At 61.1% G+C, this 22,093-nt stretch carries 17 protein-coding genes and 1 pseudogene; 11 read left to right on the forward strand and 7 right to left on the reverse strand.

What is annotated here, in order from left to right; all coding sequences use genetic code 11:
* The coding region (locus tag AB4Z13_RS26015) for a MobA/MobL family protein (protein WP_442207169.1) at positions 1–1,364 on the reverse strand (1,364 nt) is incomplete at its 3' end.
* A gap of 909 nt (positions 1,365–2,273) precedes the next feature.
* Entirely contained in the window at positions 2,274–2,744 is a 471-nt protein-coding gene (locus AB4Z13_RS26020; protein WP_113324417.1) for a DUF992 domain-containing protein, read from the reverse strand.
* A gap of 524 nt (positions 2,745–3,268) precedes the next feature.
* Between AB4Z13_RS26020 and AB4Z13_RS26025 the strand changes: the two genes are divergently transcribed.
* Genes AB4Z13_RS26025 through AB4Z13_RS26035 form a run of 3 tightly spaced genes read left to right on the forward strand, consistent with a single transcriptional unit; the run spans position 3,269 to position 6,871 of the window.
* Complete coding sequence (locus tag AB4Z13_RS26025; RefSeq protein ID WP_113324418.1) at positions 3,269–4,102, forward strand: formate/nitrite transporter family protein; 834 nt, start codon at positions 3,269–3,271, stop codon at positions 4,100–4,102.
* Positions 4,103–4,109: 7 nt separating this feature from the next.
* On the forward strand, positions 4,110–5,258 hold the full coding sequence (locus tag AB4Z13_RS26030; RefSeq protein ID WP_442207170.1) for an HlyD family secretion protein: 1,149 nt from the start codon (positions 4,110–4,112) through the stop codon (positions 5,256–5,258).
* Positions 5,255–6,871 carry an MFS transporter gene (locus AB4Z13_RS26035; protein WP_442207171.1) on the forward strand — a complete coding sequence of 539 codons (1,617 nt, stop codon included), beginning with the start codon at positions 5,255–5,257 and terminating at the stop codon, positions 6,869–6,871. Before AB4Z13_RS26030 ends, AB4Z13_RS26035 begins: the two co-directional genes overlap by 4 nt.
* Before the next feature lie 156 nt (positions 6,872–7,027).
* On the opposite strand, the gene AB4Z13_RS26040 is transcribed toward AB4Z13_RS26035, so the two are convergent.
* Positions 7,028–7,675 carry an HAD hydrolase-like protein gene (locus AB4Z13_RS26040; protein WP_442207172.1) on the reverse strand — a complete coding sequence of 216 codons (648 nt, stop codon included), beginning with the start codon at positions 7,673–7,675 and terminating at the stop codon, positions 7,028–7,030.
* 58 nt (positions 7,676–7,733) lie between these two features.
* Positions 7,734–7,920, reverse strand: a pseudogene (locus AB4Z13_RS26045) (non-homologous end-joining DNA ligase); the annotation flags it as partial.
* Between the two features lie 324 nt (positions 7,921–8,244).
* Between AB4Z13_RS26045 and AB4Z13_RS26050 the strand changes: the two are divergent.
* The 6 genes from AB4Z13_RS26050 (at position 8,245) to AB4Z13_RS26075 (ending at position 16,039) form a co-directional block, all read left to right on the forward strand.
* Positions 8,245–9,432 (forward strand): efflux RND transporter periplasmic adaptor subunit, encoded by a 1,188-nt coding sequence (locus AB4Z13_RS26050; RefSeq protein ID WP_442207173.1) that lies wholly within the window; start codon positions 8,245–8,247, stop codon positions 9,430–9,432.
* A gap of 3 nt (positions 9,433–9,435) precedes the next feature.
* Positions 9,436–12,546, forward strand: coding sequence for an efflux RND transporter permease subunit (locus tag AB4Z13_RS26055; RefSeq protein ID WP_442207174.1), 3,111 nt, complete (start codon positions 9,436–9,438; stop codon positions 12,544–12,546).
* A 31-nt stretch (positions 12,547–12,577) separates the two neighbouring features.
* On the forward strand, positions 12,578–13,828 hold the full coding sequence (locus tag AB4Z13_RS26060; RefSeq protein ID WP_442207175.1) for an oxalate decarboxylase family bicupin: 1,251 nt from the start codon (positions 12,578–12,580) through the stop codon (positions 13,826–13,828).
* Positions 13,829–14,008: 180 nt separating this feature from the next.
* Positions 14,009–14,548: a sigma-70 family RNA polymerase sigma factor gene (locus AB4Z13_RS26065; protein WP_442207176.1), complete on the forward strand. Its 540-nt coding sequence runs from the start codon at positions 14,009–14,011 to the stop codon at positions 14,546–14,548.
* Positions 14,535–15,302, forward strand: a complete 768-nt coding sequence (locus AB4Z13_RS26070; RefSeq protein WP_442207177.1) for an anti-sigma factor family protein — start codon at positions 14,535–14,537, stop codon at positions 15,300–15,302. The genes AB4Z13_RS26065 and AB4Z13_RS26070 overlap by 14 nt, the downstream gene beginning before the upstream one ends.
* Before the next feature lie 20 nt (positions 15,303–15,322).
* Positions 15,323–16,039 carry a Bax inhibitor-1/YccA family protein gene (locus AB4Z13_RS26075; protein WP_113185105.1) on the forward strand — a complete coding sequence of 239 codons (717 nt, stop codon included), beginning with the start codon at positions 15,323–15,325 and terminating at the stop codon, positions 16,037–16,039.
* A gap of 141 nt (positions 16,040–16,180) precedes the next feature.
* On the opposite strand, the gene AB4Z13_RS26080 is transcribed toward AB4Z13_RS26075, so the two are convergent.
* The 3 genes from AB4Z13_RS26080 to repA all read right to left on the reverse strand — a co-directional run bounded on the left by AB4Z13_RS26080 (position 16,181) and on the right by repA (position 19,687).
* Complete coding sequence (locus AB4Z13_RS26080; protein WP_442207178.1) at positions 16,181–17,308, reverse strand: RHE_PE00001 family protein; 1,128 nt, start codon at positions 17,306–17,308, stop codon at positions 16,181–16,183.
* Positions 17,309–17,504: 196 nt separating this feature from the next.
* Complete coding sequence (gene repB, locus AB4Z13_RS26085; protein ID WP_442207179.1) at positions 17,505–18,494, reverse strand: plasmid partitioning protein RepB; 990 nt, start codon at positions 18,492–18,494, stop codon at positions 17,505–17,507.
* A complete protein-coding gene (repA, locus tag AB4Z13_RS26090; RefSeq protein ID WP_113320303.1) occupies positions 18,491–19,687 on the reverse strand; it encodes a plasmid partitioning protein RepA in 1,197 nt (398 codons plus the stop codon). The genes repB and repA overlap by 4 nt, the downstream gene beginning before the upstream one ends.
* Before the next feature lie 201 nt (positions 19,688–19,888).
* On the opposite strand from repA, the gene cobF reads away from it, so the two are divergent.
* The gene (gene cobF / locus AB4Z13_RS26095) at positions 19,889–20,653 is read left to right on the forward strand and encodes a precorrin-6A synthase (deacetylating) (RefSeq protein ID WP_442207180.1); all 765 of its coding nucleotides are present in this window, start codon (positions 19,889–19,891) and stop codon (positions 20,651–20,653) included.
* A gap of 78 nt (positions 20,654–20,731) precedes the next feature.
* Positions 20,732–22,093 (forward strand): precorrin-3B synthase, encoded by a 1,362-nt coding sequence (gene cobG, locus AB4Z13_RS26100; RefSeq protein ID WP_442207181.1) that lies wholly within the window; start codon positions 20,732–20,734, stop codon positions 22,091–22,093.

A 22,093-nucleotide genomic window follows, 5' to 3' on the forward strand; every position in this document is an offset into this window, starting at 1 on the left:
CAGGACGACAGGGTGCGAGAGACGATGCCCGCTTCCTTCTCCAGTCCTTCCGCCGCCTTGCCGGCAAGTGCTGCGCCGATGACACGGTAACCTTGCGCCTCCCAGGCCTCGCGGGCCGCCTTCATCATCGTCGTCTTGCCGGCACCGGCACGGCCGATCACGGTTGCGATCCGCTCGCCGCCGGCAATATGTTCGATCGCCACCTTCTGCTCGTCCGAAAGACGCGGATGGCGCAAAAACGTCGCCTCCAGAACTCTGTGTCTGACACCATGCGACGAGCGCTGCGACAGCCAGATCGCCCGGTTCGCCATCTCGGCTTCCAGGCGGATCATCTCGCGGGTCGTGTACTTCGCCGGCGAGCGCAGGCCGGTGGCAAAATCGGTCCGCGCCTCCTCGAGTTTCAAAGCACGCGGGCTCTGGACGATCCGTGCCATCACGCTCTGAAACAGGCCAGGATCGTCGATGTAGCGATGCAGCACCTTGGCCACATCGCGCTCGTCGAAAACGCTTTTCTCCCGCGTGACCAGGTCAAGCACGATATCGGGAGTGAGCTGGATACGGCGAGCATTCTCTGCACGCCGCGCCTCCTGCAATTGCAGTCGATCGAGCACAACGGCTTGACCGGAATTCGAGGCCTTTTGTAGGAGCGCCTTCGTGGCAACACCCAGATGGGCGGTTGGCGCCAGCTCGATCCCCTGCTTTTCGAAGGAGCGCCCATCGACCCTGACGTCGAGACCGGCAAGCGCCAGATGCCGGTTCTGGCAGGCAAACCACCCGTCGCGGAATGCATTGAACTCGTCGATGTCGCCCACCCAGCGCTCGTAGACGATCTTACCGGCGCCATAGCGGATCGGTTGGCCGTCAGGACCGAGCACGGCGACGATCTTGGGTCCGAATCCATCCTCGGTCAGCGGCCGCAGCGTCATCATCAGATGCACATGCGGATTGCCCGGAGCGTCGTGATAGACCCAGTCGGCAACCATGCCCTTCGCGGTGACATGGGTCTCCACGAAGTCGCGCATCAGGGCGATATTCTGCTCGGACGAGAGCTCGATCGGCAGGCCGATTGTGACCTCCTTGGCAAGCTGTGCGTTGGCTCGCTTCGAGGAAGACTCCACCTTGTTCCAGAAGGACTCGGATGCGCTGGAAACGGAAAGATCATCGATCATCGACTGTAGCCACTGCGGCGCGTCCCAAGGAATGGAGAACTCCTCGTGCAAAAGCCCCTTCTTGCGCGTGTAGTCGATAGTTCGCGCTTCCCGTTCGAATTCCATTCTGGCGCAATGGCAATAGGCCGCCAGCTGCACCGCGCTGCGTCCAGAGCCGCGGCCGACGATCCTGACGAAGAAATGTGATATGGCCACGTAAAAGCCTCTTGCGAACGAAACCTATGGGTTCGTCGAAAGCGGAGACACTCTTACGAACAAGACGCGACGGAAATGCTCTTAGCTCCGCTCCTTCGGAACGGTCGCAAGGATGCGCAAACGTGTTGTCTGCGCCAACTCGCATTTGTGTTAGTTATCGCACCGAGGCGCAACCAACTGACGCTGTACCAATGCGGAGCAGTCGCCGCACTCAGTCCAATCTAAAGAATTTCTCAAGTGTGTTGACGCACTTATTCGGGTATTTCATGGATCGCGGCTACGGCAATCGTAGCCTCACCCGCCTGTGTCCTCCGTGTTGGCCTTACTCTCCACGAGACGTTGCGCCCGTCGGCTAGCATCGCAAATACGTTCGTATTCGCCAAAGATGAACACGGCTGCTTCAACGCTGGGGGCGTCAATTTGAATAGTCTCAAGACGGATTCGGACACGCCGTGCCGCAAGCCATGATTTGTAGCACGTTGATAGGGCGAACGCTGTGGCGGCAATAGCGCCGGGAACACCTGCCATGCGTGCAATCTCTTCTAGAAGGTCGCTCATAGGCCAACCATTACGGCCGAATGGTTGGTGCCAAAACTATCTCGGAAGGAGCGCGAGTTGAGATCAGTGGCTCGTCCGCTCGATTTGGCTGATCCGCTATGTTTGCGCGGCTGCCAGCATCAGCTCCACGCACTCATTGGACTTGCTCTCTCAACGAGGTGACCCTCTTCGTTCCTCAAAAGGAGTGAGCGCACCTTGCAGGACGTTCCGGAGGTGAGAACGATGATTGATAGCCTCGGGGGGGTGTGGCCATGTTGCGAGCCATCGGCGATCGCAATAGAAGCTCGTTCGCATTTTGCCGGCCTCCCGAACGCTGCCCGCGAAGCCGGTCTTTTGGGCTCGACTTCGGGATCAGTTTGCCGGCTGCAGCTTCAGAGCTGTGACGCCGACGGCCAGATTGACGCCGACATCGCCTTCGAGCGAAACCGGCTGCAGCGAGACGGTTCTGCTCGTTCCGCCGACCAGCACATTGGCGCCGCCGCCAATACCGACGCTGGCGTCAGCCGTGACACCGGCATAATTGCCCTCCAGGCCGGCAACCGGTTCGCGCGTGGCATTGAAGACGAGCCAGACCATCCGACCCTTCTCCACGGTGCCGACATCGAGGCCGAAATCGGTGATGGTGCCGACATAGTGCTGGCCAGCATCGCCGGAAGCGCTCGGCGTAAAGATGCAGTCGACATCCTGCTTGGAGCCGACAATGACACCGATGCCCTTGGAAACGTCGCAATCCAGCTTGCCGACATCGGCCTGGGCGGCGTTTGCAACGACAGGGGCGGCCAGCATGCCGGCGACGAGAAGGGAAAGAAGGGCGGTTTTCATGATGGATCCTGTTCGAAGTTAAGGTTGCTGTCGGCAGCGCAGTTCATGGGAGCTGACCGCGGGTACTGCCTGACATCGTCGACGAGGACTCGCCGATCGACGAAAAGAATAGGGGTGCGGTCGGATCGGATGAAATCGCGCGCTGGTCTAGGCGGGCCAATACGTAAGTTTAGTTCCGCCCGGTACGAATTGGGCGTAACTTGCTACCCGTCGCCTGGGGCCTCCTCCTGACAGGCGATAGAAATCTCGGTTAAGGCTTCCCGGTGTCCCTCCCCTCCGCTCGAAGTCACGGATTGCCCGAGGATCCGCAAATGGCCGCCTTTCCGTATCGGAAGGCGGCCTCTTTTTTTTCAGCATTGCGCGATGTCGCGACCGAAGTAGCATGCGAGCATGACAACAGATGTCCCGGCCTGTTCGGAGATAGCCTAGACGTAGGTATGATTCAGCAATGCGGCTTGCGCGACTAGCTTTTCGAGCGTCCGGGACGAAGCCCGGTTCGACCATCAAAGAGACGAGGTACTGTCATGTATCAGGATTCGATTGATCACTTTGCCCAGTCCGGCGAAGAGAAAGCCGAAGAGGTCCGTAGCCACTTTCCCGCCTTCCTGATCGGGGCGGCGATGGCCGGCGCCTATATCGGTTTCGGCGATATCATCATGTTTACCGCCGGCGCTCATGCCGATCCGGCCTGGGCGCATCTCGTTATGGGCGTGGTCTTCTCCTCTGCCCTGACAATCGTCGTCTTTGCCGGCAGCGAGCTTTTCACGGGAACGGCGATGTATATGCCGCTTGCCGTGCTGACGCGGCGCAGCCGCGTTGCCGATATGCTACTTGTCTGGATCGCGGCCTGGATCGGCAACCTGATCGGCGCCGTGGTACTCGCCGGCCTCTTCCATCTGGCCGGCGGCGGTGTGCTTCTCGGCGACGGAAGCCAGGCGTTCTTTTCGATTGTCTCGGCCAAGATGTCGGCGGGATCGCTGGAGCTTCTTGCCCGCGGTATTCTCTGCAACTGGCTTGTTTGTCTCGCCATCTGGATGGCTGGACGCACGGAAAATGCCGCTGCCAAGATCATGTTGATCTTCTGGCCGATCACCATCTTCGTGGCCGCCGGCTACGAACACAGCGTCGCCAACATGTTCACTTTCTCGATGGCGCTGATGGGTGAGCATCCCGCAAACATCACGCTTGCTGCCGCCGTCCATAATCTCGTCTGGGTCACGCTCGGCAACCTCATCGGCGGCGCGGTTTTCATGGCGCTTGGCTACTGGCTGCAGGTCCATGGCACCGGCCACGTCTCTTTCACGCCGGTCCCGGTTCGCGTCCGCGCAAAGATTTCCGCTGACCACAGCAAGAAGTGAGGCGCGCATGGCCAAGCAGATCACCGTCACCAGCCTTAGCCCATCCGAGCCAGCGCGCTCGCCGCCGCCGGAAGCTCCCGCCGCGCCGGCTGCGCCCTCCCCGGGAGCCGTGGTGTCGTTGAGACGGCTTGCCATTCCCCTTCTCGCCATCACGCTCGTGGGCGCCGGAGTGGCCATCGTGAGCGTCGACTGGAACCGTTGGGTGGCGGGCGCATCGCATCAATCGACGGACGATGCCGTGGTCAGCGCCGATGTCTCGACGCTGAGCGCCCAGATCAGCGGCATCGTCCAGAGCACCCCGGTCACCGATTATCAGGCGGTGACGAAGGGCCAGTTGCTCGCTGAAATCGATCCGCGGGAATATGACGCCGCGGTCGCCGCCTCGAAGGCCAATCTTGCAGCCGCAAACGCATCGCTTGCCAATCTCGCAAACCAGATCGAATTGCAAAAGGCCGTCGTGCAGGTGGCTGAAGCGCAGAACGCATCGGCCCTGGCACAGCAGACACAAACGGAGCAGGAGTTCCACCGCCAGACCAGCCTTGGCGGCGCGACCTCGCAACAGCTGCTGCAGCAGGCGCAGGCCGCCTATCTGCAGGCTCAGGCTTCGGTCAAATCGACGGCAGCCTCGATCGCGCAGCAAAAGGCCCAGTTGAACGTTCTGAACGGACAATCTCCGCTGCTGCAGGCGCAGGTGAATGCGGCTGAGGCATCGCTCGATACCGCCCTGATCCACCAGGGCTATGCCCGCATCTACGCGCCTTTCGATGGCGTCATTGGCCGCAGGCTCGTCCATGAAGGCGATTTTGTCGCGGCCGGCACCAACCTCGTGTCGGAAGTGCCGCTTCCGAGCGTCTATATCACCGCGAATTTCAAGGAGACACAGCTTTCCCGGATCACGCCGGGCCGCGCTGCGGAGGTTTCCATCGACACCTTCCCCGGCCAGTCGCTGCATGGCAAGGTCGTCGGCCTGTCTCCGGCAAGCGGCTCGATCTTCGCGCTGCTGCCGCCCGACAACGCGACCGGAAACTATACCAAGGTCGTCCAGCGCATCCCGGTCAAGATCGTCTTCGATCCCGGCCAGCCGCTAGTTGATCGGCTCAAGCCCGGAATGTCGGCCGTCGTCAGGGTGGATACCAAGCAGGACCCGGACCAATGAGCGCGGCTCCGCGCGCCTTTGGTCCGCTGACCAGCGGCACGACGACGAGCCATCCGTATCTTATCGTCGCAGCCCTGTTGCTCGCTTCCTTCGTCGTCGGCTTCGATACGCGTGTCTTTGCCGTCGGCCTGCCCGATATCCGTGGCGCCTATTCGCTTGGCTTCGACGAAGCCTCATGGCTTAGCACCGTCGCCAACGCACCGCAGATCCTCATTTCATCGGCGGTCGCCTGGATCGCCACCGTTTTCGGTGTGCGCCGCGTAATGATCCCGACGACATTGGTCTATGCCTGCATTTCGCTCATTATTCCCATGGTCCATGACGGCGGCGCACTCTTTGCGCTGCATGCGGCGCGAGCGCTGCTGCTCGGCGTCTTCATCCCGGCCACCATCATGGTTATCTTCCGCAATCTCGACATGAAATACTGGCTGATCGGCCTTTCGATCTACGCGCTTCGCGTTCCGCTATCGCAGAATCTCGGCTTCGTGCTCGTCGGCATCTATGATGATTATCTCGGCTGGCAGTGGGCCTATTGGCAGGATGTGATCGTCACGCCGATCATCGCCCTTCTCCTCATCATCGGTGCTCCCAAGGAAGAGATCAATTCAAGCCTGCTAAAGGATGCCGACTGGGGCGGCATGATGCTGCTCGGATGCTCGATGACGATGATTTATGTCGGTCTCGATCAGGGCAACAGGCTGGACTGGTTCAATTCCGGCATCGTCACCTCGCTGCTGGCAGGCGGGACGATTCTCTTCATCGGCTTCCTCATCAACGAGAGTGTCGTCGCCAATCCCTGGGCGCATGCGAGCGTGATCCTGTCGCGCAATATCGGCATCGGCTATGCGATCATCATTGCCTTCACCTTTGCCAGTTCCGGCGCCTCGATTTCCATTCCGGGCTTCCTGCAGTCGGTCGTCGGATTGCGGCCGATCGCCATATCCGAACTCTACATTTTCGGCGCGGTCATCCCGGTCTTTCTGTTCATCGCGTTTGCGATCTTCCTGCTGCGCCGGATCGATGCGCGCCTTTGCATCATGATGGGGTTATCGGCGATGGCGCTCGGCTCTCTCTGGGGATCGAACCTCTCCATAACATGGGCGCCGTTTAATTTCCTGCCGGCCGTGCTCCTCCATACGGCGGGGCAATCCTTCGCCTTCTTCGCAACCGTCGTCTACCTGATCGCAAATTCCGACCCGAAACGCTCGACGGCCGTATCCGCCTATATCCAGGTCATCCGGCTCGGTAGCGTCGAACTGGCCCTGAGCCTCTTGAACACCTGGTTCCGACAACGCGAGCAGTACCATTCCAATATCCTGACGGGGCCGATCTCGGGATCGTCGAGCAATCTTCACGGCGTACTGGCTAAGCTGGAGACGCTGTTCGGGACAAGCCATCGCGGGAGTCTCGAAGCCCTCTCCGCAGTTGCGGCTGATATCCATGCGCAGGCAAGCGTGCTTGCCTATGCCGATATCTTCGTCCTGTCCTTCTGTTCTGCGATCGCCGGCCTTGCGCTTGTCGCCTGCATGGGCGCCATGCCCTTCGGACCGCTGCATCCCGATTTCCGCAAGAACCCGCCGGCCGCCGACGCACACCCGGCCTCAGCCAGCTGACCGGGCGACGCTCGATATTCCTTCGAATAAGCCTTGGTGCATCGATCGCGGCATGGACGGATTCCCCATAGCCCTCCCCTTGTCTTGCGGGCCGTCGGCCCGCGCGCTGAGTTGCGCAACAATTCGTAAGTGACGCGCCAGCCTCGATTTCCCCCGCTAAGATTGCGACTGACCCTTAGCCCGAGCGAGGCGGACAAGATCATCTGCCGTCTCGACCAGATGCGTCGGAGAAGCGGCTTCGAGCGCCTCGCGCCGGGCGTATCCCCAGGTCACCGCCGCTGACGCCACACCCTGGCTGGCCGCTGCCTCGACGTCTCTCACCTCGTCGCCAACGACGATGGCCTCGGCTGGCGGTCGGCCGGTCGCTTGCAACACACGTCTGATCCGTTTGCCCTTGCCGAAGAGAGAGGCACCGCATTCGAAATGCGTGAACAGGCCGGCCGACGGACCGAGGGCGCGCTCAATGTTGACGCGGCTGTTCGAGCTAACGATCGCGAGCGAGACGCCCTGCGCGGCGAGTTCCGAAAGGAGTTTCCCCGTGCTCGGGAAGAGCTCGACGGTTGCCATGCCGGCGAGTTTGCGCATGTCCCGCGCGATGAAGGGTAGCCGCCAACCTGGGATCTCCAGCCATTTGAGGATTTCGCGATTGGAAAGACCGCGAAGATAATCGATCTCGGAATCGGTGGGCTTCCTGAACCCGTGACGATCGGCCATCTGCCGGAGCGCGCCGACCATCCAGGCGCCGCTGTCGGCCAGCGTGCCGTCAAAGTCAAAAAGAAAAAGCCGGTAGGTCGAGGCGATCATAAGTAGCTGAGTAACAGGTCCGAGCCTTCTGATCGAGGGGGCCGATCTCGACCTATCGTCACGGTAGCCCGTCGGACAGATCGAAGATAGTGGCGTTGTCCTCTACCTCGCCCAGTCCCTTGTAGGACGCATGACGCGGGCTCCTTCATGATCCAGCCGCGAAACTCGATCTCGGCAATCAACGTCGGCTCGCCGAAGTCCAGGGTCTTCCCCTGAGCGGGACCGCCCGGCGTCGTCGTCTTCAACGTGTTGTATAGGTGCAGTGAGCCGGTGCGACTGCTTTTCGCGCCGGTCCTTCCACATGCCGGCGGCTATCCGGATGCGGGAGCGTATACCTATGGGGAACGGCGACTAGACCTGCGTATAGATGCGCCAGTGCCCGCCCGGACGTAGCCTTCTCGCATTGAATTGATCCGGCAGGACACAGAAGCGCCGGTCGGCCTGCCGATAATCGGCAGCCTGACCCCTGGTTTTGGCACCAGCCCGTCAATTCAGGAGACAGATACGGAGGCCGCCCAATGCCGGCGGCCGTTGCAGCATAATTCAACCTTTAGCCTATGGAGCCGGCAGTGACATCCATCCGTACCGTGATTGAACCCCGTCGTCGCCGCAAACCGGCGATCCTCGCTGCTGCCGCCATTCTCGCCATTGCGGGCGGTTCGGCCGCAGCCTTCTGGTTTGCAGGAACCGAGCCGACCATTGCCGCACCGGAGCCCGGTACGCCGGCAGTGCCGGTCGAGGTCGCGACCCCAGCCGTTACCGACGTGCCTGTCTATCTCGACGGCCTTGGCACGGTGCAGGCGAACTATACGGTCAATATCACGACGCGTGTCGACGGAGAGCTCCAGAGCGTGATGTTTGTCGAGGGGCAGGCCGTCAAGAAGGGCGATGTGCTCGCCATCATCGACCCGCGCCCTTTCCAGGCAGCCGACGATCAGGCTGCCGCCAAGATCAAGCAGGACCAGGCCGATCTCGCCAACGCCCAATATCTGCTCGGCAAGGACCAGAAACTGGGCCAGCAGCAGATCGTCACGCAGGAAACCGTCGAGCAGCAGCAAAGCATGGTGGCAAGTGCACAGGCACAACTTGCGCAGGATCAGGCCGCCAAGGAGGCTGCTGACGTGTCGCTCTCTTATACCGAGATCCGCTCACCGATCGACGGCCGCACGGGTATCCGTCGGGTCGATCCCGGCAACGAAGTCCAGACGACCGATACGACACCGATCGTCACCGTCACCCAGACGCAGCCGATCACTGTCATCTCCACGCTGCGTGAGGACGATCTCGACGCAGTGCGTAACGCGCTGAACGCCGGCCCGGTCGAGGTGACGGCGATGTCGATGGACCAGTCGCGGCAGCTTGCGTCAGGCACGCTCTCGCTCATCGACAACGAAATCGATCAGGCAAGCGGCACGATCCGCATCAAATCGATTTTTGAGAACAAGGATGATGCGCTCTGGCCCGGTCAATTCGTGACGCTGAGGGTCAAGCAGCAGACGCTCCAGAAGGCCGTGACCATTCCTTCCGCAGCGCTTGAGCGGGGAGAGGACGGCTTCTTCGTCTACGTTATCGATGCCACCGGCACGGCTGCCGTGCGCAAGGTCACCCCCGGGCCGATCGAGAACGGCCACGCCGTCATCGAAAAGGGCCTTTCCGGCAACGAACAGGTCGTCACGTCGGGCCAGTATCGGCTGGATGTCGGCACTCATGTCAGCATTCAACAGGCGGCCGCTACGCAAGCCGCCAGCAAGGAGTAGGCCATGTCGATCTCCTCCTGGTTCATCGAGCGGCCGATCGCCGCCTCACTAATGATGGCAGGCCTCTTCGGCATCGGTATAGTCGCCTACCCTCTGCTGCCGGTTGCACCCCTGCCGCAAGTCGATTTTCCGACAATCCAGGTTTCGACACAGCTCCCCGGCGCCGATCCAAAGACGATGGCATCGGCGGTAACGCAGCCGCTAGAACGGCAGTTCGGGCAGATCCCCGGCGTCACCCAGATGACCTCGACGAGTACGCTCGGCTCGAGCGCGATCACTCTGCAATTCGATCTGTCGCGCGACGTCGATAGTGCCGCCCAGGACGTGCAGACCGCAATCAACGCAGCCGGCGGGCAATTGCCGACGGACCTGCCTTCGCCGCCAACCTATCGCAAGGTCAATCCCGCCGATCCGCCGGTCATGGTTCTTGCGCTCACTTCAGATACCCTGCCGCTGACGCAAGTCGACGATTTTGCCGAGAGCGTGCTCGCGCAGCATGTCAGCCAGATCGACGGCGTTTCGCAGGTTCTGATCTTCGGCCAGCAGAAGCCGGCCGTACGGCTGCAGATCGATCCCGGCAAGATCGCCGAGATGGGACTTTCGCTTGAGGATATCCGCAGCGCCGTTACCGGCATCACCAGCAACTCACCGAAAGGCAGTGTGCAGGGTGGAGAGCACACCTACACGATCTATGACAATGACCAGCTCCTGAAGGCCGCCCCCTGGAACGATTCGATCGTCGCTTATCGTGACGGGGCTCCGGTCCGCATCAGCGATATCGGCCAGGCGATCGACGGACCGGAGAACGATCAGCTGGCGGCCTGGGCTGATGGCAAGAGGGCGATCCTTCTGCCGATCTTCAAGCTCCCGGGTGCCAACATCATCGATACGGTCGGTGCGATCCGCGCTGCCCTGCCGCAGCTGCAAGCGATCGCACCGGCCGCCATCCACCTCTCCATCCTCAGCGACCGGACGACCACGATCCGCGCCTCGGTGGCGGATGTCGAAACGACGCTTGTCATCACCATCGCCCTTGTGGTCATGGTGATCTTCATCTTCCTGCGCAATGTCTGGGTGACGGTGATCCCGAGCGTCACAGTGCCGCTGGCGCTACTGGCCACATTGGCGCTGATGTATGCCGCTGGCTTCAGCCTCGACAATCTCTCGCTGATGGGCTTGAGTATCGCCGTCGGTTTCGTCGTCGACGATGCGATCGTGATGGTCGAGAACATCCATCGCCATATGGAGATGGACAAAACGCCGAAACAAGCGGCAATCGACGGCGCGCGCGAAATCGGCTTCACCATCATTTCGATCAGTATCTCGCTCGTCGCCGTCTTCATTCCGCTGCTCCTGATGGGCGGCATTGTCGGCCGGCTATTCCGGGAGTTCGCAATCACCGTGACGATGACGATCGTCGTCTCGGCAATCGTCTCACTGACCATCACACCGATGATGAGCTCACGCTTCCTGAAGCCGGAAAAAGACGCCCGCCACGGCAGGCTGTACAATATGAGCGAGAAGGCGTTCGACGGGCTTCTTGCCGCCTATCGCTACACGCTCGATATCGCGCTGCGCCATCACCGGCTGACCATGACGGTCTTCATCGCTTCGCTTGCGGCAACAGGCTTCCTGTTCGTCAATATTCCCAAGGGCTTCTTCCCAATCCAGGACACCGGCCTGATCAGCGGTACACTCGAAGCCGCGCAGGATATTTCCTTCGCGGAAATGTCGCGCCACCAGCTCGAAGCAGGCAATATCGTTGCCAGCGATCCCGGAGTTGCGACCGTCGGCATGGCCGTCGGCAGCGGAGCGGGCCAGACCGTCAATAACGGCCGCATGTTCATCACGCTAAAGCCTGAAGACCAGCGCGATGCCTCGGCAAGCGAAATCATCAACCGGCTTCGTCCGAAACTCGCGCAGATGCAGGGTGCAGAACTCTTCTTGCAGCCAGCGCAGGATATCAATGTCGGCGGACGGGCCTCGGCCACGCAGTTCCAGTATACGCTGCAGGACGGTGATGCCGGAGAACTCGACGACTGGGCAGCCAAGCTGCTCGCCACATTCAAGACGCTGCCGGAGCTGACCGATGTCGCCACCGACCAGCAGAATAGCGGCGCTACCGTGACGCTTACGATCGACCGTGACCAGGCATCGCGCTTCGGCATTGCGCCGCAAACGATCGACGATACACTTAACGATGCTTTCGGCCAGCGCCAGGTCACCCAGTATTTCACCGACCTGAACAGCTACCATGTGGTTCTCGAGCTTGCGCCGCAGTTCCAGAATTCACCGCTGGCGATCAACGGTCTCTATATCAAATCGCCGCTGACCGGCGAGCAGGTTCCCTTGAGCCAGCTCGTCAAACAGACGACGGAGCCGACGGCCGTGCTTGCCGTCAACCACCAGAGCCAGTTTCCGGCCGTTACACTCTCCTTCAACCTTGCAAAGGGGACCGCGCTCAGCCAGGCGGTTGCCGCGATCAGCAAGGCTGAGGCCGATCTCGGCAAGCCGGCAACCGTCATCGGCACGTTCCAGGGCAATGCTCAGGCCTATCAGAGCTCGCTCTCGAGCGAACCGCTGCTGGTGCTTGCAGCGATTGCCGTGATCTATCTGATCCTCGGCGTACTTTACGAGAGCTATTTCCACCCGCTGACGATCCTGTCGACGCTCCCCTCCGCCGGCCTCGGTGCTCTCGCCATGCTCTGGGCCTTCGGCTTCGACTTTACCGTGATCGCGCTGATCGGCGTGATCCTGCTGATCGGCATCGTCAAGAAGAACGGCATCATGATCGTCGACTTCGCCATCGCCGCCCAGCGCGAGCAGGGACTGTCGCCGGAAGACGCAATCCGTCAGGCCTGTCTCCTGCGCTTCCGCCCGATCATCATGACGACAGCGGCGGCACTTCTTGCCGGCCTGCCGCTGATGCTCGGCCACGGCACCGGCTCGGAACTGCGCCAGCCACTCGGCTACGCCATGGTCGGCGGTCTGCTCATCAGCCAGGTGATGACGCTCTACACCACGCCGGTCGTTTACCTCTACCTGGAAAAGCTGAGCGAATTCGTCAGCCGGAAACGGCCCGCCATCGCCCGCGCAGACGCCCCGGCGGAATAACCCTCCCAATCGACACGAAAGGATTAAAACCATGGAACCTCTTTCTAGACGTACGGTTCTAGCGCTCGGAGCGATGGGAGGAACGGCACTTGCGGCGGGTGCTGCGCGGGCGGCGAGTTTCGGCAATCCCGACCAGCCGGCCGAGGGCGCGATCAACGCCAATCCAGCCGGCCTGTCCGATCCCGGCCCGAAGAACCCTGCCATCAACGACCAGTTTCCCTCGTTCGGCAGTCCGCCGGCAACCGATGTCGGCGACATGCAGCTCTTCTGGGGCTCGTTCAACAATGCGCCCAAGCGCATCCAGAACGGCGGCTGGGCACGGCAGGTGACGAAGGCCGATTTTGCAATTTCCGAAGCGGTCTCCGGCGTCAACATGCGCCTTGGCCCCGGCGGCATCCGCGAGATGCACTGGCACCGGGCCTCCGAATGGGCGATCATGACCAATGGCCGCTGCCGGGTGACCGTGCTTGATCCGCAGGGCCGCGCCTATGTGCAGGACGTCGAGGCTGGCGATCTCTGGTATTTTCCAGCCGGTTTCCCGCATTCACTGCAGGGTCTTGGGCCCGAGGGCTGCGAATTCGTCCTCGTCTTCGACGAGGGCGACCAGTCCGAATACGGCACGTTGCTCCTGACCGACTGGCTGGCACATACGTCGCCCGAACTGCTTGCCAAAAACTTCGGCGTACCGCAGGACACGTTCAAGAACATCCCATTGCAGGATCTCTGGATCTTCCAGGGCAAGGAGCCGGGTCCGCTTTCGGCCGACCAGGAAGCCGTCGCTTCTGCTGGCCTGCCGCCCTACCCTTTCACCTACCGGCTGACGGCATCGGCACCGCTGAAGCAGAATGCGTCGGGCACGATCCAGCTTGCCGACAGCAGCATCTTCAAGGTCTCTAAGACGATCGCTGCGGCGATCGAGACGATCAAGCCGGGTGGCGTGCGTGAAATGCACTGGCATCCGAATGCCGACGAATGGCAGTACTGGATCAAGGGCGAAGGTCGCATGACGGTATTCGATGCCGGCCCGCGCAGCCAGACCGCCGATTTCCGACCCGGCGATATCGGTTATGTCAAACGCAGCCAGGGCCATATCATCGAGAATACCGGCAAGACCGATCTGCAATTCGTCGCCGTCTTCAAGGTCGCCGATTATCAGGAGGTCGGGCTTTCCTCGTGGCTCACGCATACGCCGGCCGCCCTCGTTGCCCAACATCTCAATGTCAGCGTCCAGGACATTGCGAAATTCCCTTCAGATCAGCCGGGTATCATGCCCGAGGGCTGACCCCCGGGGTACCTGCCCAAGGGTTACTTCCTTGCATTAAGGCTGCGAGATACCACCTCCGCCGTGGCAAAGGGCGGAGGTTTTTGGCGTTGCCCGAAAACCGGCACTCCCTTTCCGGCCGATCCAAAAAAATCTGCATCGCTTCGGAATAAAATCTGCGAGGCTTTCGTATACTCAATCATGGAACGGAAAGAACGCCCCTTCGATGTCATCGGTCAGCTCGCAGCGCTTCGTCGCTACGCGCGCTCGCTGGTGCGCAACTCGGATGAGGCGGAGGATCTTGTGCATGATGCCCTGGTTCGGGCCTTTGAGAAGCGCAAGAGCTTCCGCAGCGGCGGAAACCTGCGCACCTGGCTGCTTTCCATTCTGCACAATGCGCATATCGACCGCGTGCGGCAGACCCGCTCGCTGACGCGCCGCCATGACGAGGCGGCGGTCGAGGCGGAGCAGTCGCTGCCGGCCGGACAGGAGCATGCGGTGCGCCTGCAGCAGGTGCGCAACGCCTTTTTCAATTTGCCGGAAGAGCAGCGCGAAGCGCTGCATCTCGTGGCGATCGAGGACCTGTCCTATCAGGAAGCCGCCAATGCGCTCGGCATTCCCGTCGGCACGCTGATGTCGCGTATTTCCCGCGCCCGCGCCCAGTTGCGCGAGTTCGAGGAGAAGACACCGCGCATTTCGCATCTGAGATTAATTGGAGGGAACGGCAATGAAGGCGATTGATCCAATCATCGATGCCGATCTCGACGCCTACGTAGACGGCGAGCTCGATGTTGCGCGGCGTATCCAGGTGGAATCCTATCTGTCGGAGAATCCGGCGATCGCCGCCAAGGTCATGGCCGATCTCAGCATGAAGGGCGAGTTGCGCCTGGCGCTGGCAGGCGAAAGCGCCTTTGGCCGCCCCGAAACGCGCGATGCCGCCCGAAAGCTGGAACGCGGTCTTTCCTATGGTCGCATCCTGCATTCGGTGCAGCGCATCGCTGCTGTCGGTGTTCTGCTTGCCGCCGGCTGGGTGGCGCATAATTCCTTCGGCGCCTTTACGGCAACGGAGGTTTCGGCTTCTGTTCCGGCCCCGGCCTATGTCGAGGATGCGGTGCGCGCCTATCGTACGGCAGCGCTTCGTGAAACCATCCCGTCGCAGACGGCGCCGGCCTATAGCGCCGATGAAATCCGCGCTGCGACCGCAATCGTGATGCCCGAACTGCCAAAGGACTGGAAGGTTGCCGACGTGCAAATCTTCCCGTCGGATTTTGGCCCGAGCGTCGAAATGGCCATCGAGGAGACCGACGGCAAGCGCCTGTCGCTCTTTGCGGTGCGGCCGGGTGCCTTCGAGGTGAAGCCGGTCAGCCATGTTGCCCTTGAAAAGACAGAGGCCGCCTACTGGCAGATCGGCGACGTCGCTTATGCGCTGATCGCCGACAACAGCGGCACCAATCTCGATCAGGCAGCCGAACGGCTTGCCCGCTCGCTCTACTAGTTCAACCGAGGAGATCAGTCATGAACCCGATCAATCCCCGCTATGGTTACGGCTCCGGCGCCCAAACACAGACCCTTTTCGACGAAGGTCTGCGCCAGCACATGCTGCGCGTCTACAACTATATGGCGCTCGGCCTCGTGATCACCGGCATCGTTGCCTTCATCGTCGGCTCGACCCCGGCGCTCTACGTGCCGATTTTCCAGACGCCGCTCAAGTGGGTGGTGATGCTGGCACCGCTCGCCTTCGTGTTCTTCTTCTCGTTCCGCATCCAGTCGATGTCGTCGAGCACCGCACAGATGACCTTCTGGGCTTTCTGCGCTGTCATGGGCCTGTCGCTCGCCTCCGTCTTCCTGGTCTTCACCAAGACGAGCATCGCGCAGACCTTTTTCATCACAGCTGCCATGTTCGGCGCGATCAGCCTCTATGGCTACACGACGAAGCGTGACCTTTCGAAGATGGGCTCGTTCCTGATGATGGGCCTGTTCGGCATCATCATCGCCGGTATCGTCAACATCTTCCTAGGTTCGTCGGCCCTGCAATTCGCCATCTCGGTGATCGGCATCGTCGTCTTCGTCGGCCTGACCGCCTACGACACGCAGAGCATCAAGGAACAGTATTCGGAAAACTACGATCAGGAATCGAACCAGAAGCTGGCCGTCTTCGGCGCGCTCTCGCTCTACCTGAACTTCGTCAACATCTTCCAGCTTCTGCTCAACTTCACGGGCGAGCGGGAATAAGGACTGCGCTTCTGGGGGCAATGGAAGCGCAGAGCGCCCGGTTCGAAATCTGTGACAGGATGGCGGATCGGGTGCTCACCCTAAAGAAACGGCCGGGCTTGACGCCCGGCCGTTCTCGTTTGTGGCAACGGTCCGTGGGTTTCAGATGATACCCCAGGCCCGGTAGCGGCCGCGACCGGTGATCTCGCGAATGCCGATCTCGTTAATCAGGTTCAGCGCGCCACGTTGCGTGACGCCAAGCTCGCGGGCGATCATGGCGGCCGACACCATCGGCCGCGACAGAATGAAATCGGCAAGCTGCGGCAGGCTGCTATTGGAGCGTCGGCCGCGAAAGCGCAGCTCCATCTGCGTGCGCGCCAGCGACAGGCGATCGATCTCCTTGAGGCCGGTGATCGCACTCTCCCGCATCGCATCGAGAAAGGCCTGCAGGCGTGTGACCCGGTCACGCGAGCGGCGGCGCTCATGACGGATCTGCTTCAGCCCTGTGTGAAAAGAAAAGAGATGCGAGGCGACCTTGCCTCTGAGACGCAGGCTGCTGGCAATCAGCAGGCCACCCAGCCAATGTTGGCGACGCACCGGTTCGATCCGTTCCCAGGCGTCAAAGAGGATGGCGGCGGCCAGACTGGGCGGCAGTTCCTCGACGAGTGGGATCAGACCACGCCATTCCCGAAGCCGTTCCTCCTCGTTCCATTCGTCGTCACAAAACAGGCCGAGCGGATCGTCATCGCGCTGCGAGGGCGCAGTCCGCTCCGGCTCCTGCGCAACAGGCTTTCCGGCATGACGGTCGAGAAGTTGTTGCGAGCGGGCGAGCAGCGCATCGAGCTCGGCGATTTCGGCGGCAAGCGGCGCCTCGTCATCCTCATCATCAGGCTCGCTCCCAGGCTCCGCACTTCCCGCGTCTGGCAGCCTCTCCTGCCCTTCCAATGTGCTGGCAGTCAAAACACTAAGACCTGCTGGGCTTAGCGCCCAGCCGGGATCGGCCGTCTCGATGCGCCTGCGGATACGCAGCACGGAATGGGCAATCGTCAGCTCATGGCTTGGCGCGCGGCTATCCATATGCGCATCGTGCAGAACGAGATCCTCGACATGCACAAGCTCGCCTGCCACCCACAGGGCGCCTGCCGCATCGAGATAATGGCTGCGCTCGGCAAAGCCCTGCCCCACCGGCGAGCGCGCTACCCGCTCATCAAGCCGTGCCAAGGCATCTTCCGCCTCGGCAATGGCTGGAAGCAGCGTTTGGAGCATTGCGGCGTCGATATCGTATCGCATTGTTAGGCTTGGTGGATTCTCACAAAGGGAAGCGAAACCCGCGTTTCCTTCCGTCAGTTATCTCATGGCGCAAAGACACGAACAATGGCGCGATCCCCGCGCCCCGGAAGTTTCCACCGGGTTTTCGGATGGGACCATTTACGAGCGTTGATGAATTGCGCGCACAGGGCAAACGGCTCGCGCCGTCCATCCTGCCTTAATCGGCTTTCCCCGCCTTATAGGCGTCATAGAGCTCATCGAGACGACCAGAGAGATAGGCACCGAAATCCGGCGCGTCACCGGTCTTCAGGGCGATGGTGAAGGACGTGCCGGAACTCTTGATGCGGCCGGCGATCTTGCCGCCGCTGGCAGGCTTCCAGGCAAATTCCGTGCCCTCGGGCTTTGTCTCTTCCTTCTTCGAAAGCTCGGCGATCACAAGCTCGAAGCGGCGGTCACTCTCGACGGCGTTAAAGGTGGAAGAGCCAATCAGCTTGGTCAGACGTGAGGCCGCGGCTTCAGTCCAATCCTGCGCAAGCGCCATCCAGCGTCTGCGGCCGATACCGGGGGCGGCTCCGACGGCCTGGATGATATCGGCGGGAATAGCCCTTGCCACGGAGATGAGCTTCGACAGTTCCGTCTTGTCGGTCGAGAGCGCCTTCATGATGACAGGGCGATCGAACTTCTTCAGTTCAAGATTGAGCGCAAAGACGGCGCGCTCGATATAAGACAGATTGCGGCGCGCCGAGTTTTCGATGCCCTGGGCGATCACGAGATCGGTATCGTCGAGCTTGCGGATGACGGCCTGCACCTTTCGACCGAGCAGCTTGACGGCCTGGAGGCGGCGATGGCCATAGGCGACCTGGTAACGCCCGTCGTGATGCGGATTGCGCCGCACCAGGATCGGCACTTCCTGGCCGTTCTCGGCGATCGACTGCACGAGTTCGTCTTCGAGATCGAGCGGCTCATCAGCGAGGCGATCGCGGATGAAGGACGAATCGATCAGCTCAGGGTCGAGTTCGACGATATGTTCGCCTGACAGCAGGGCCTCCTCCATCGCCCTGCTCTCTTCCTCCATGCGGCCGAGTGTCAGGGCCATGGTGCGCACCGGACCGGCGGCACCGCGCGCAGCGGTTTCCTCGAAGTTGGCCGCGGCCAACTCCTGCGCCGTGTCGGTGAACAATCCCTTCAGTCGATCTCGTCTGCTCATGCGCGGCCCCATGCTTTATGGATGCTGGTGATAATTTCGCCGTTGGCGGCGTTAACCGATTCCAGTGCCCGGTCATAGGTGGAGCGGCGAACCTGGCCCTTTTCAATTTCATAAAGGGTCTGCTTGGTCAGGCCCGCATCGGCAATTGCCGTCGATTTCAGGATGGTCGCCGTCAGCACATCATCCCCGAAGAGACTGCGCAAGAGTGCCACGATCTGCGACTGCGGCGCGTCAAAAGGCTCATGGCGGGTGACGACATATTTAATGAAATCATGCTGCAGGTCGCCGCCGGCCTTGCGCACCACCGACAAGAGGTCGGACGTCATCAACAGGAATTGCGACATGGAGGCGACATCAACCATTTGCGGGTGGATGGTGATGAGAAGCGAGGTGGCGGCGCAGACGGCGCCGAGCGTCAGATAGCCGAGCTGTGGCGGGCAGTCGATGACGACGATATCGTAATCCGCCTCAACCTCGGCGATTGCATTGCCGACGCGCCGAAAGAATAGCTCCTCCGGCTTCTGACGATCACTCAAGGCACGCGGCGTTTCATGCTCGAACTCCATCAGTTCGAGATTGCCCGGGACCATATCGAGACCGTCGAAATAGGTCTTACGGATAATATCCTTCAACGGGCGTCGTTGCGCATCGTAGCGGATCGCACCATAGAGCGTGTCGCCATCGCCGAGATCGAATTCCGGCTGAACGCCGAGCAAGGAGGAGAGCGAGGCCTGCGGATCGAGATCGATCGCCAGAACACGATAGCCTTCCAGCGCCAGATGCTGCGCCAGATAAAGCGTCGTCGTCGTCTTGGCCGAACCGCCCTTGAAATTGGTGATCGCAATCGTCTGCAGCTTCTCGCTGTCGCGGCGCCGGGGCAGGTAGGAGAGCGCATCCTTCGGCTTGATCTTCGCCATATGTTGGCGCAACTCGTTGATCTGACCGAGCGTGTAGGAGCGACGGCCATTCTGCGAGACATCCGGCTGCGGACCCTTACCGTCCAAGGACAGCTGGCGAAGATAGCCATCGGAGACGCCGATCATCTGCGCCGCCTCACCCGAGGTGAATGTCCGGAGCGTCTTTTGCGAGAGCGGCGGGAAGAGCCTTTCTCGCAGCAGCTTCAGCTGGCGTGAAAGCTGCGTGGCGTGCCGTTCGATGCGAACGTCCGTCGTTGATACGCTAATGTTGTCCAAAACACTTGCCCCTTCTTAAAGCGCTTTTCTTTCAACATAGCGTCAAAAAGCGTATCGAAGATGACATGATTCGGGGATGGCGACAATAAACGGTTCGCAAACCACACAGTTAGAAAGTTGGCCGCGGCCAACTCCTGGGTGCGCCCTTGCCAAAGACCTGCTTTGGCGGCACAAACCGCTGGAAATCGCGAGGCAGAAAGCGTGCGGCATATCCACATCATCGGTATCGGAACGGGCAATCCCGAACATCTGACCATCCAGGCGATCAACGCCATGAACGCTGCAGACGTCGTGTTCATCCCGACCAAGGGTGCCGCACAGGCGGATCTTGCCGAGGTTCGCCGGGAAATCTGCGAGCGATATTTGACCCGCGAAGCTGTGCGCATCGTTGAATTCGAGGTACCGAAGCGCGCAACCCAGGACCGGAGTTACGTCCAGAGCGTGGACGACTGGCATGCTGCGATCGCCCTTATCTATGAAGGACTGATCGGCGACCTGCCGGAAAACGGTGCTGGTGCCTTCCTCGTCTGGGGCGATCCAAGCCTCTATGATAGCACGATCCGCATTATCGAACGGGTGCGCAACACCTGTGCCTGCTCCTTCGACTATCATGTCGTTCCCGGGATCACCAGCATCCAGGCGCTGGCAGCAAGCCATCGCATCCCTGTCAATCTCGTCGGCAAGCCGGTCGAGATCACCACCGGCCGGCGGCTGAGCGAAACGGGGCTGACGCGTGAGAGCACCATCGTCATGCTCGATGGCGAACAGGCTTTCTCGAAGATCGACGATCCCGATGCGGAGATCTTCTGGGGCGCCTATCTCGGCACGGAGAACGAAGTGATCCGCTCGGGCCGGCTTGGCGATATCGCTGACGACATCCTCCGGCTCCGGGCCGAAGAGCGCGAGCGGCATGGCTGGATCATGGATATCTATCTCCTGCGCAAGGGACGGGACTTCGAAGAGTAGCCGTCCCCATATCCAACCCCGATCTCGCTTTGCTGCATCCGGCGCGATCATGTAAGACATGGGCCAAAGGATGGTTGAATGCGCAGCGTTGCCGGCAAGATCTTGGAAGCAGAACGCCCTGATAGAACAGGCATGCACCGTGGCGCCTGCCCGGCGCTCGCGGCCCCCATGCAAACCGGCGATGGTCTGCTCGTTCGCCTGCGGCCAGCGGGCGGCGCACTCACGATCTCCCAGTTCCAGCAGTTGGCCTCGGGAGCGGCGCGACATGGAAACGGTATTCTTGAAATCACCGCCCGCGGCAATTTGCAGATCCGGGGTCTTCAAACCGGCTCCGTTGGGCCGCTGGCAACCGAGATCGATGCTAGCGGCATCATTATACCTGACGGCGTTGCGATTGAGATGTCGCCGCTGCACGGCATCGATTCCGACGAGATCGCCGATGCGGCGGACATGGAAGCGGAACTGCGCAGCAAGCTCGGCGACCTTCTGAGCTCTCCGCACCTTGCTCCGAAACTCTCCATCCTGATCGATGGGGGCGGTCCGTTTTCACTTTCCGCGCTCGTTGCCGATATCCGCATCGTCGCAGAGCCCGCCGGGCAATGGCTGGTCTCAATCGCCGGCGACGAAGATGGCGCGATGCCATTGGCCCTCTGTAGTGCAGATGCCGCCGTCAATGCGGTCGGCGATCTGCTCCAGATGCTGATTGGAGGGGGCCGCCGGACACGCGCCCGAGATATCGACGCAACAATACTGCGCGCCCATTATCCGCAGATCGATAGCATCCGATCTACCCGGCCAGCGCCAAGGAAATCGTCCTTCGTCGGTGTCACGAGACTAGGGAATGGCAGCACGGTACTCGGCGTGCGCCTGACGTTCGGTCAGGCAAGAGCCGCCGATCTGCTCTCCTTTCTCACGTCAGCTGAAAGCGCTGGCGCACGGGAAATCCGGCTGGCTCCGGATCGTGGTTTCTTCGTGATTGGTCTGGCCGAGACGGCAATGCCGACTATTCAAAAAGTAGCCGCCGATCATGGCTTCAGCGTCACGGCGAACGAGCCGACCGAGCAGATCGCCGCCTGCGCCGGGGCAGGGGCCTGTGCCTCGGCCTTCTACGATACCAGGGCTCTCGCCAGCCGGTTGATCGACCAGGTTCCCGCGCTCTTCGACGGCTCGCTGAAGCTTCACCTTTCGGGCTGTGCGAAGGGTTGCGCGCATCGGTGCGCGGATCTCGCGATTGTCGGTACGGGCGAAGGTTACGGCTTCATCGTCAACGGTCTCGCGGCAGACAGACCCGCTGCAAGGATTGCTGGCGAACGGATCGATTTCGCTATAGAGAGGCTCGCCCGGCTGATCAAAGACAAAAGAAGCGCCGGCGAGTCGAGCGCCGATTGCCTGAAAAGGCTTGGCCCCAACGGCCTCGCCGAGGCGCTGCAACAGGAATAG

This window comes from Rhizobium sp. YAF28, assembly GCF_052113285.1.
Taxonomy (GTDB): Bacteria; Pseudomonadota; Alphaproteobacteria; order Rhizobiales; family Rhizobiaceae; genus Rhizobium.

Excerpts from the sequence above, each read along its gene's own strand:
- AB4Z13_RS26020 (WP_113324417.1), bottom strand. The coding sequence starts at position 2,744 with ATGAAAACCGCCCTTCTTTCCCTTCTCGTCGCCGGCATGCTGGCCGCC.
- AB4Z13_RS26025 (WP_113324418.1), top strand. The coding sequence starts at position 3,269 with ATGTATCAGGATTCGATTGATCACTTTGCCCAGTCCGGCGAAGAGAAA.
- AB4Z13_RS26030 (WP_442207170.1), top strand. The coding sequence starts at position 4,110 with ATGGCCAAGCAGATCACCGTCACCAGCCTTAGCCCATCCGAGCCAGCG.
- AB4Z13_RS26035 (WP_442207171.1), top strand. The coding sequence starts at position 5,255 with ATGAGCGCGGCTCCGCGCGCCTTTGGTCCGCTGACCAGCGGCACGACG.
- AB4Z13_RS26040 (WP_442207172.1), bottom strand. The coding sequence starts at position 7,675 with ATGATCGCCTCGACCTACCGGCTTTTTCTTTTTGACTTTGACGGCACG.
- AB4Z13_RS26055 (WP_442207174.1), top strand. The coding sequence starts at position 9,436 with ATGTCGATCTCCTCCTGGTTCATCGAGCGGCCGATCGCCGCCTCACTA.
- AB4Z13_RS26060 (WP_442207175.1), top strand. The coding sequence starts at position 12,578 with ATGGAACCTCTTTCTAGACGTACGGTTCTAGCGCTCGGAGCGATGGGA.
- AB4Z13_RS26065 (WP_442207176.1), top strand. The coding sequence starts at position 14,009 with ATGGAACGGAAAGAACGCCCCTTCGATGTCATCGGTCAGCTCGCAGCG.
- AB4Z13_RS26070 (WP_442207177.1), top strand. The coding sequence starts at position 14,535 with ATGAAGGCGATTGATCCAATCATCGATGCCGATCTCGACGCCTACGTA.
- AB4Z13_RS26075 (WP_113185105.1), top strand. The coding sequence starts at position 15,323 with ATGAACCCGATCAATCCCCGCTATGGTTACGGCTCCGGCGCCCAAACA.
- AB4Z13_RS26080 (WP_442207178.1), bottom strand. The coding sequence starts at position 17,308 with ATGCGATACGATATCGACGCCGCAATGCTCCAAACGCTGCTTCCAGCC.
- repB (WP_442207179.1), bottom strand. The coding sequence starts at position 18,494 with ATGAGCAGACGAGATCGACTGAAGGGATTGTTCACCGACACGGCGCAG.
- cobG (WP_442207181.1), top strand. The coding sequence starts at position 20,732 with ATGCGCAGCGTTGCCGGCAAGATCTTGGAAGCAGAACGCCCTGATAGA.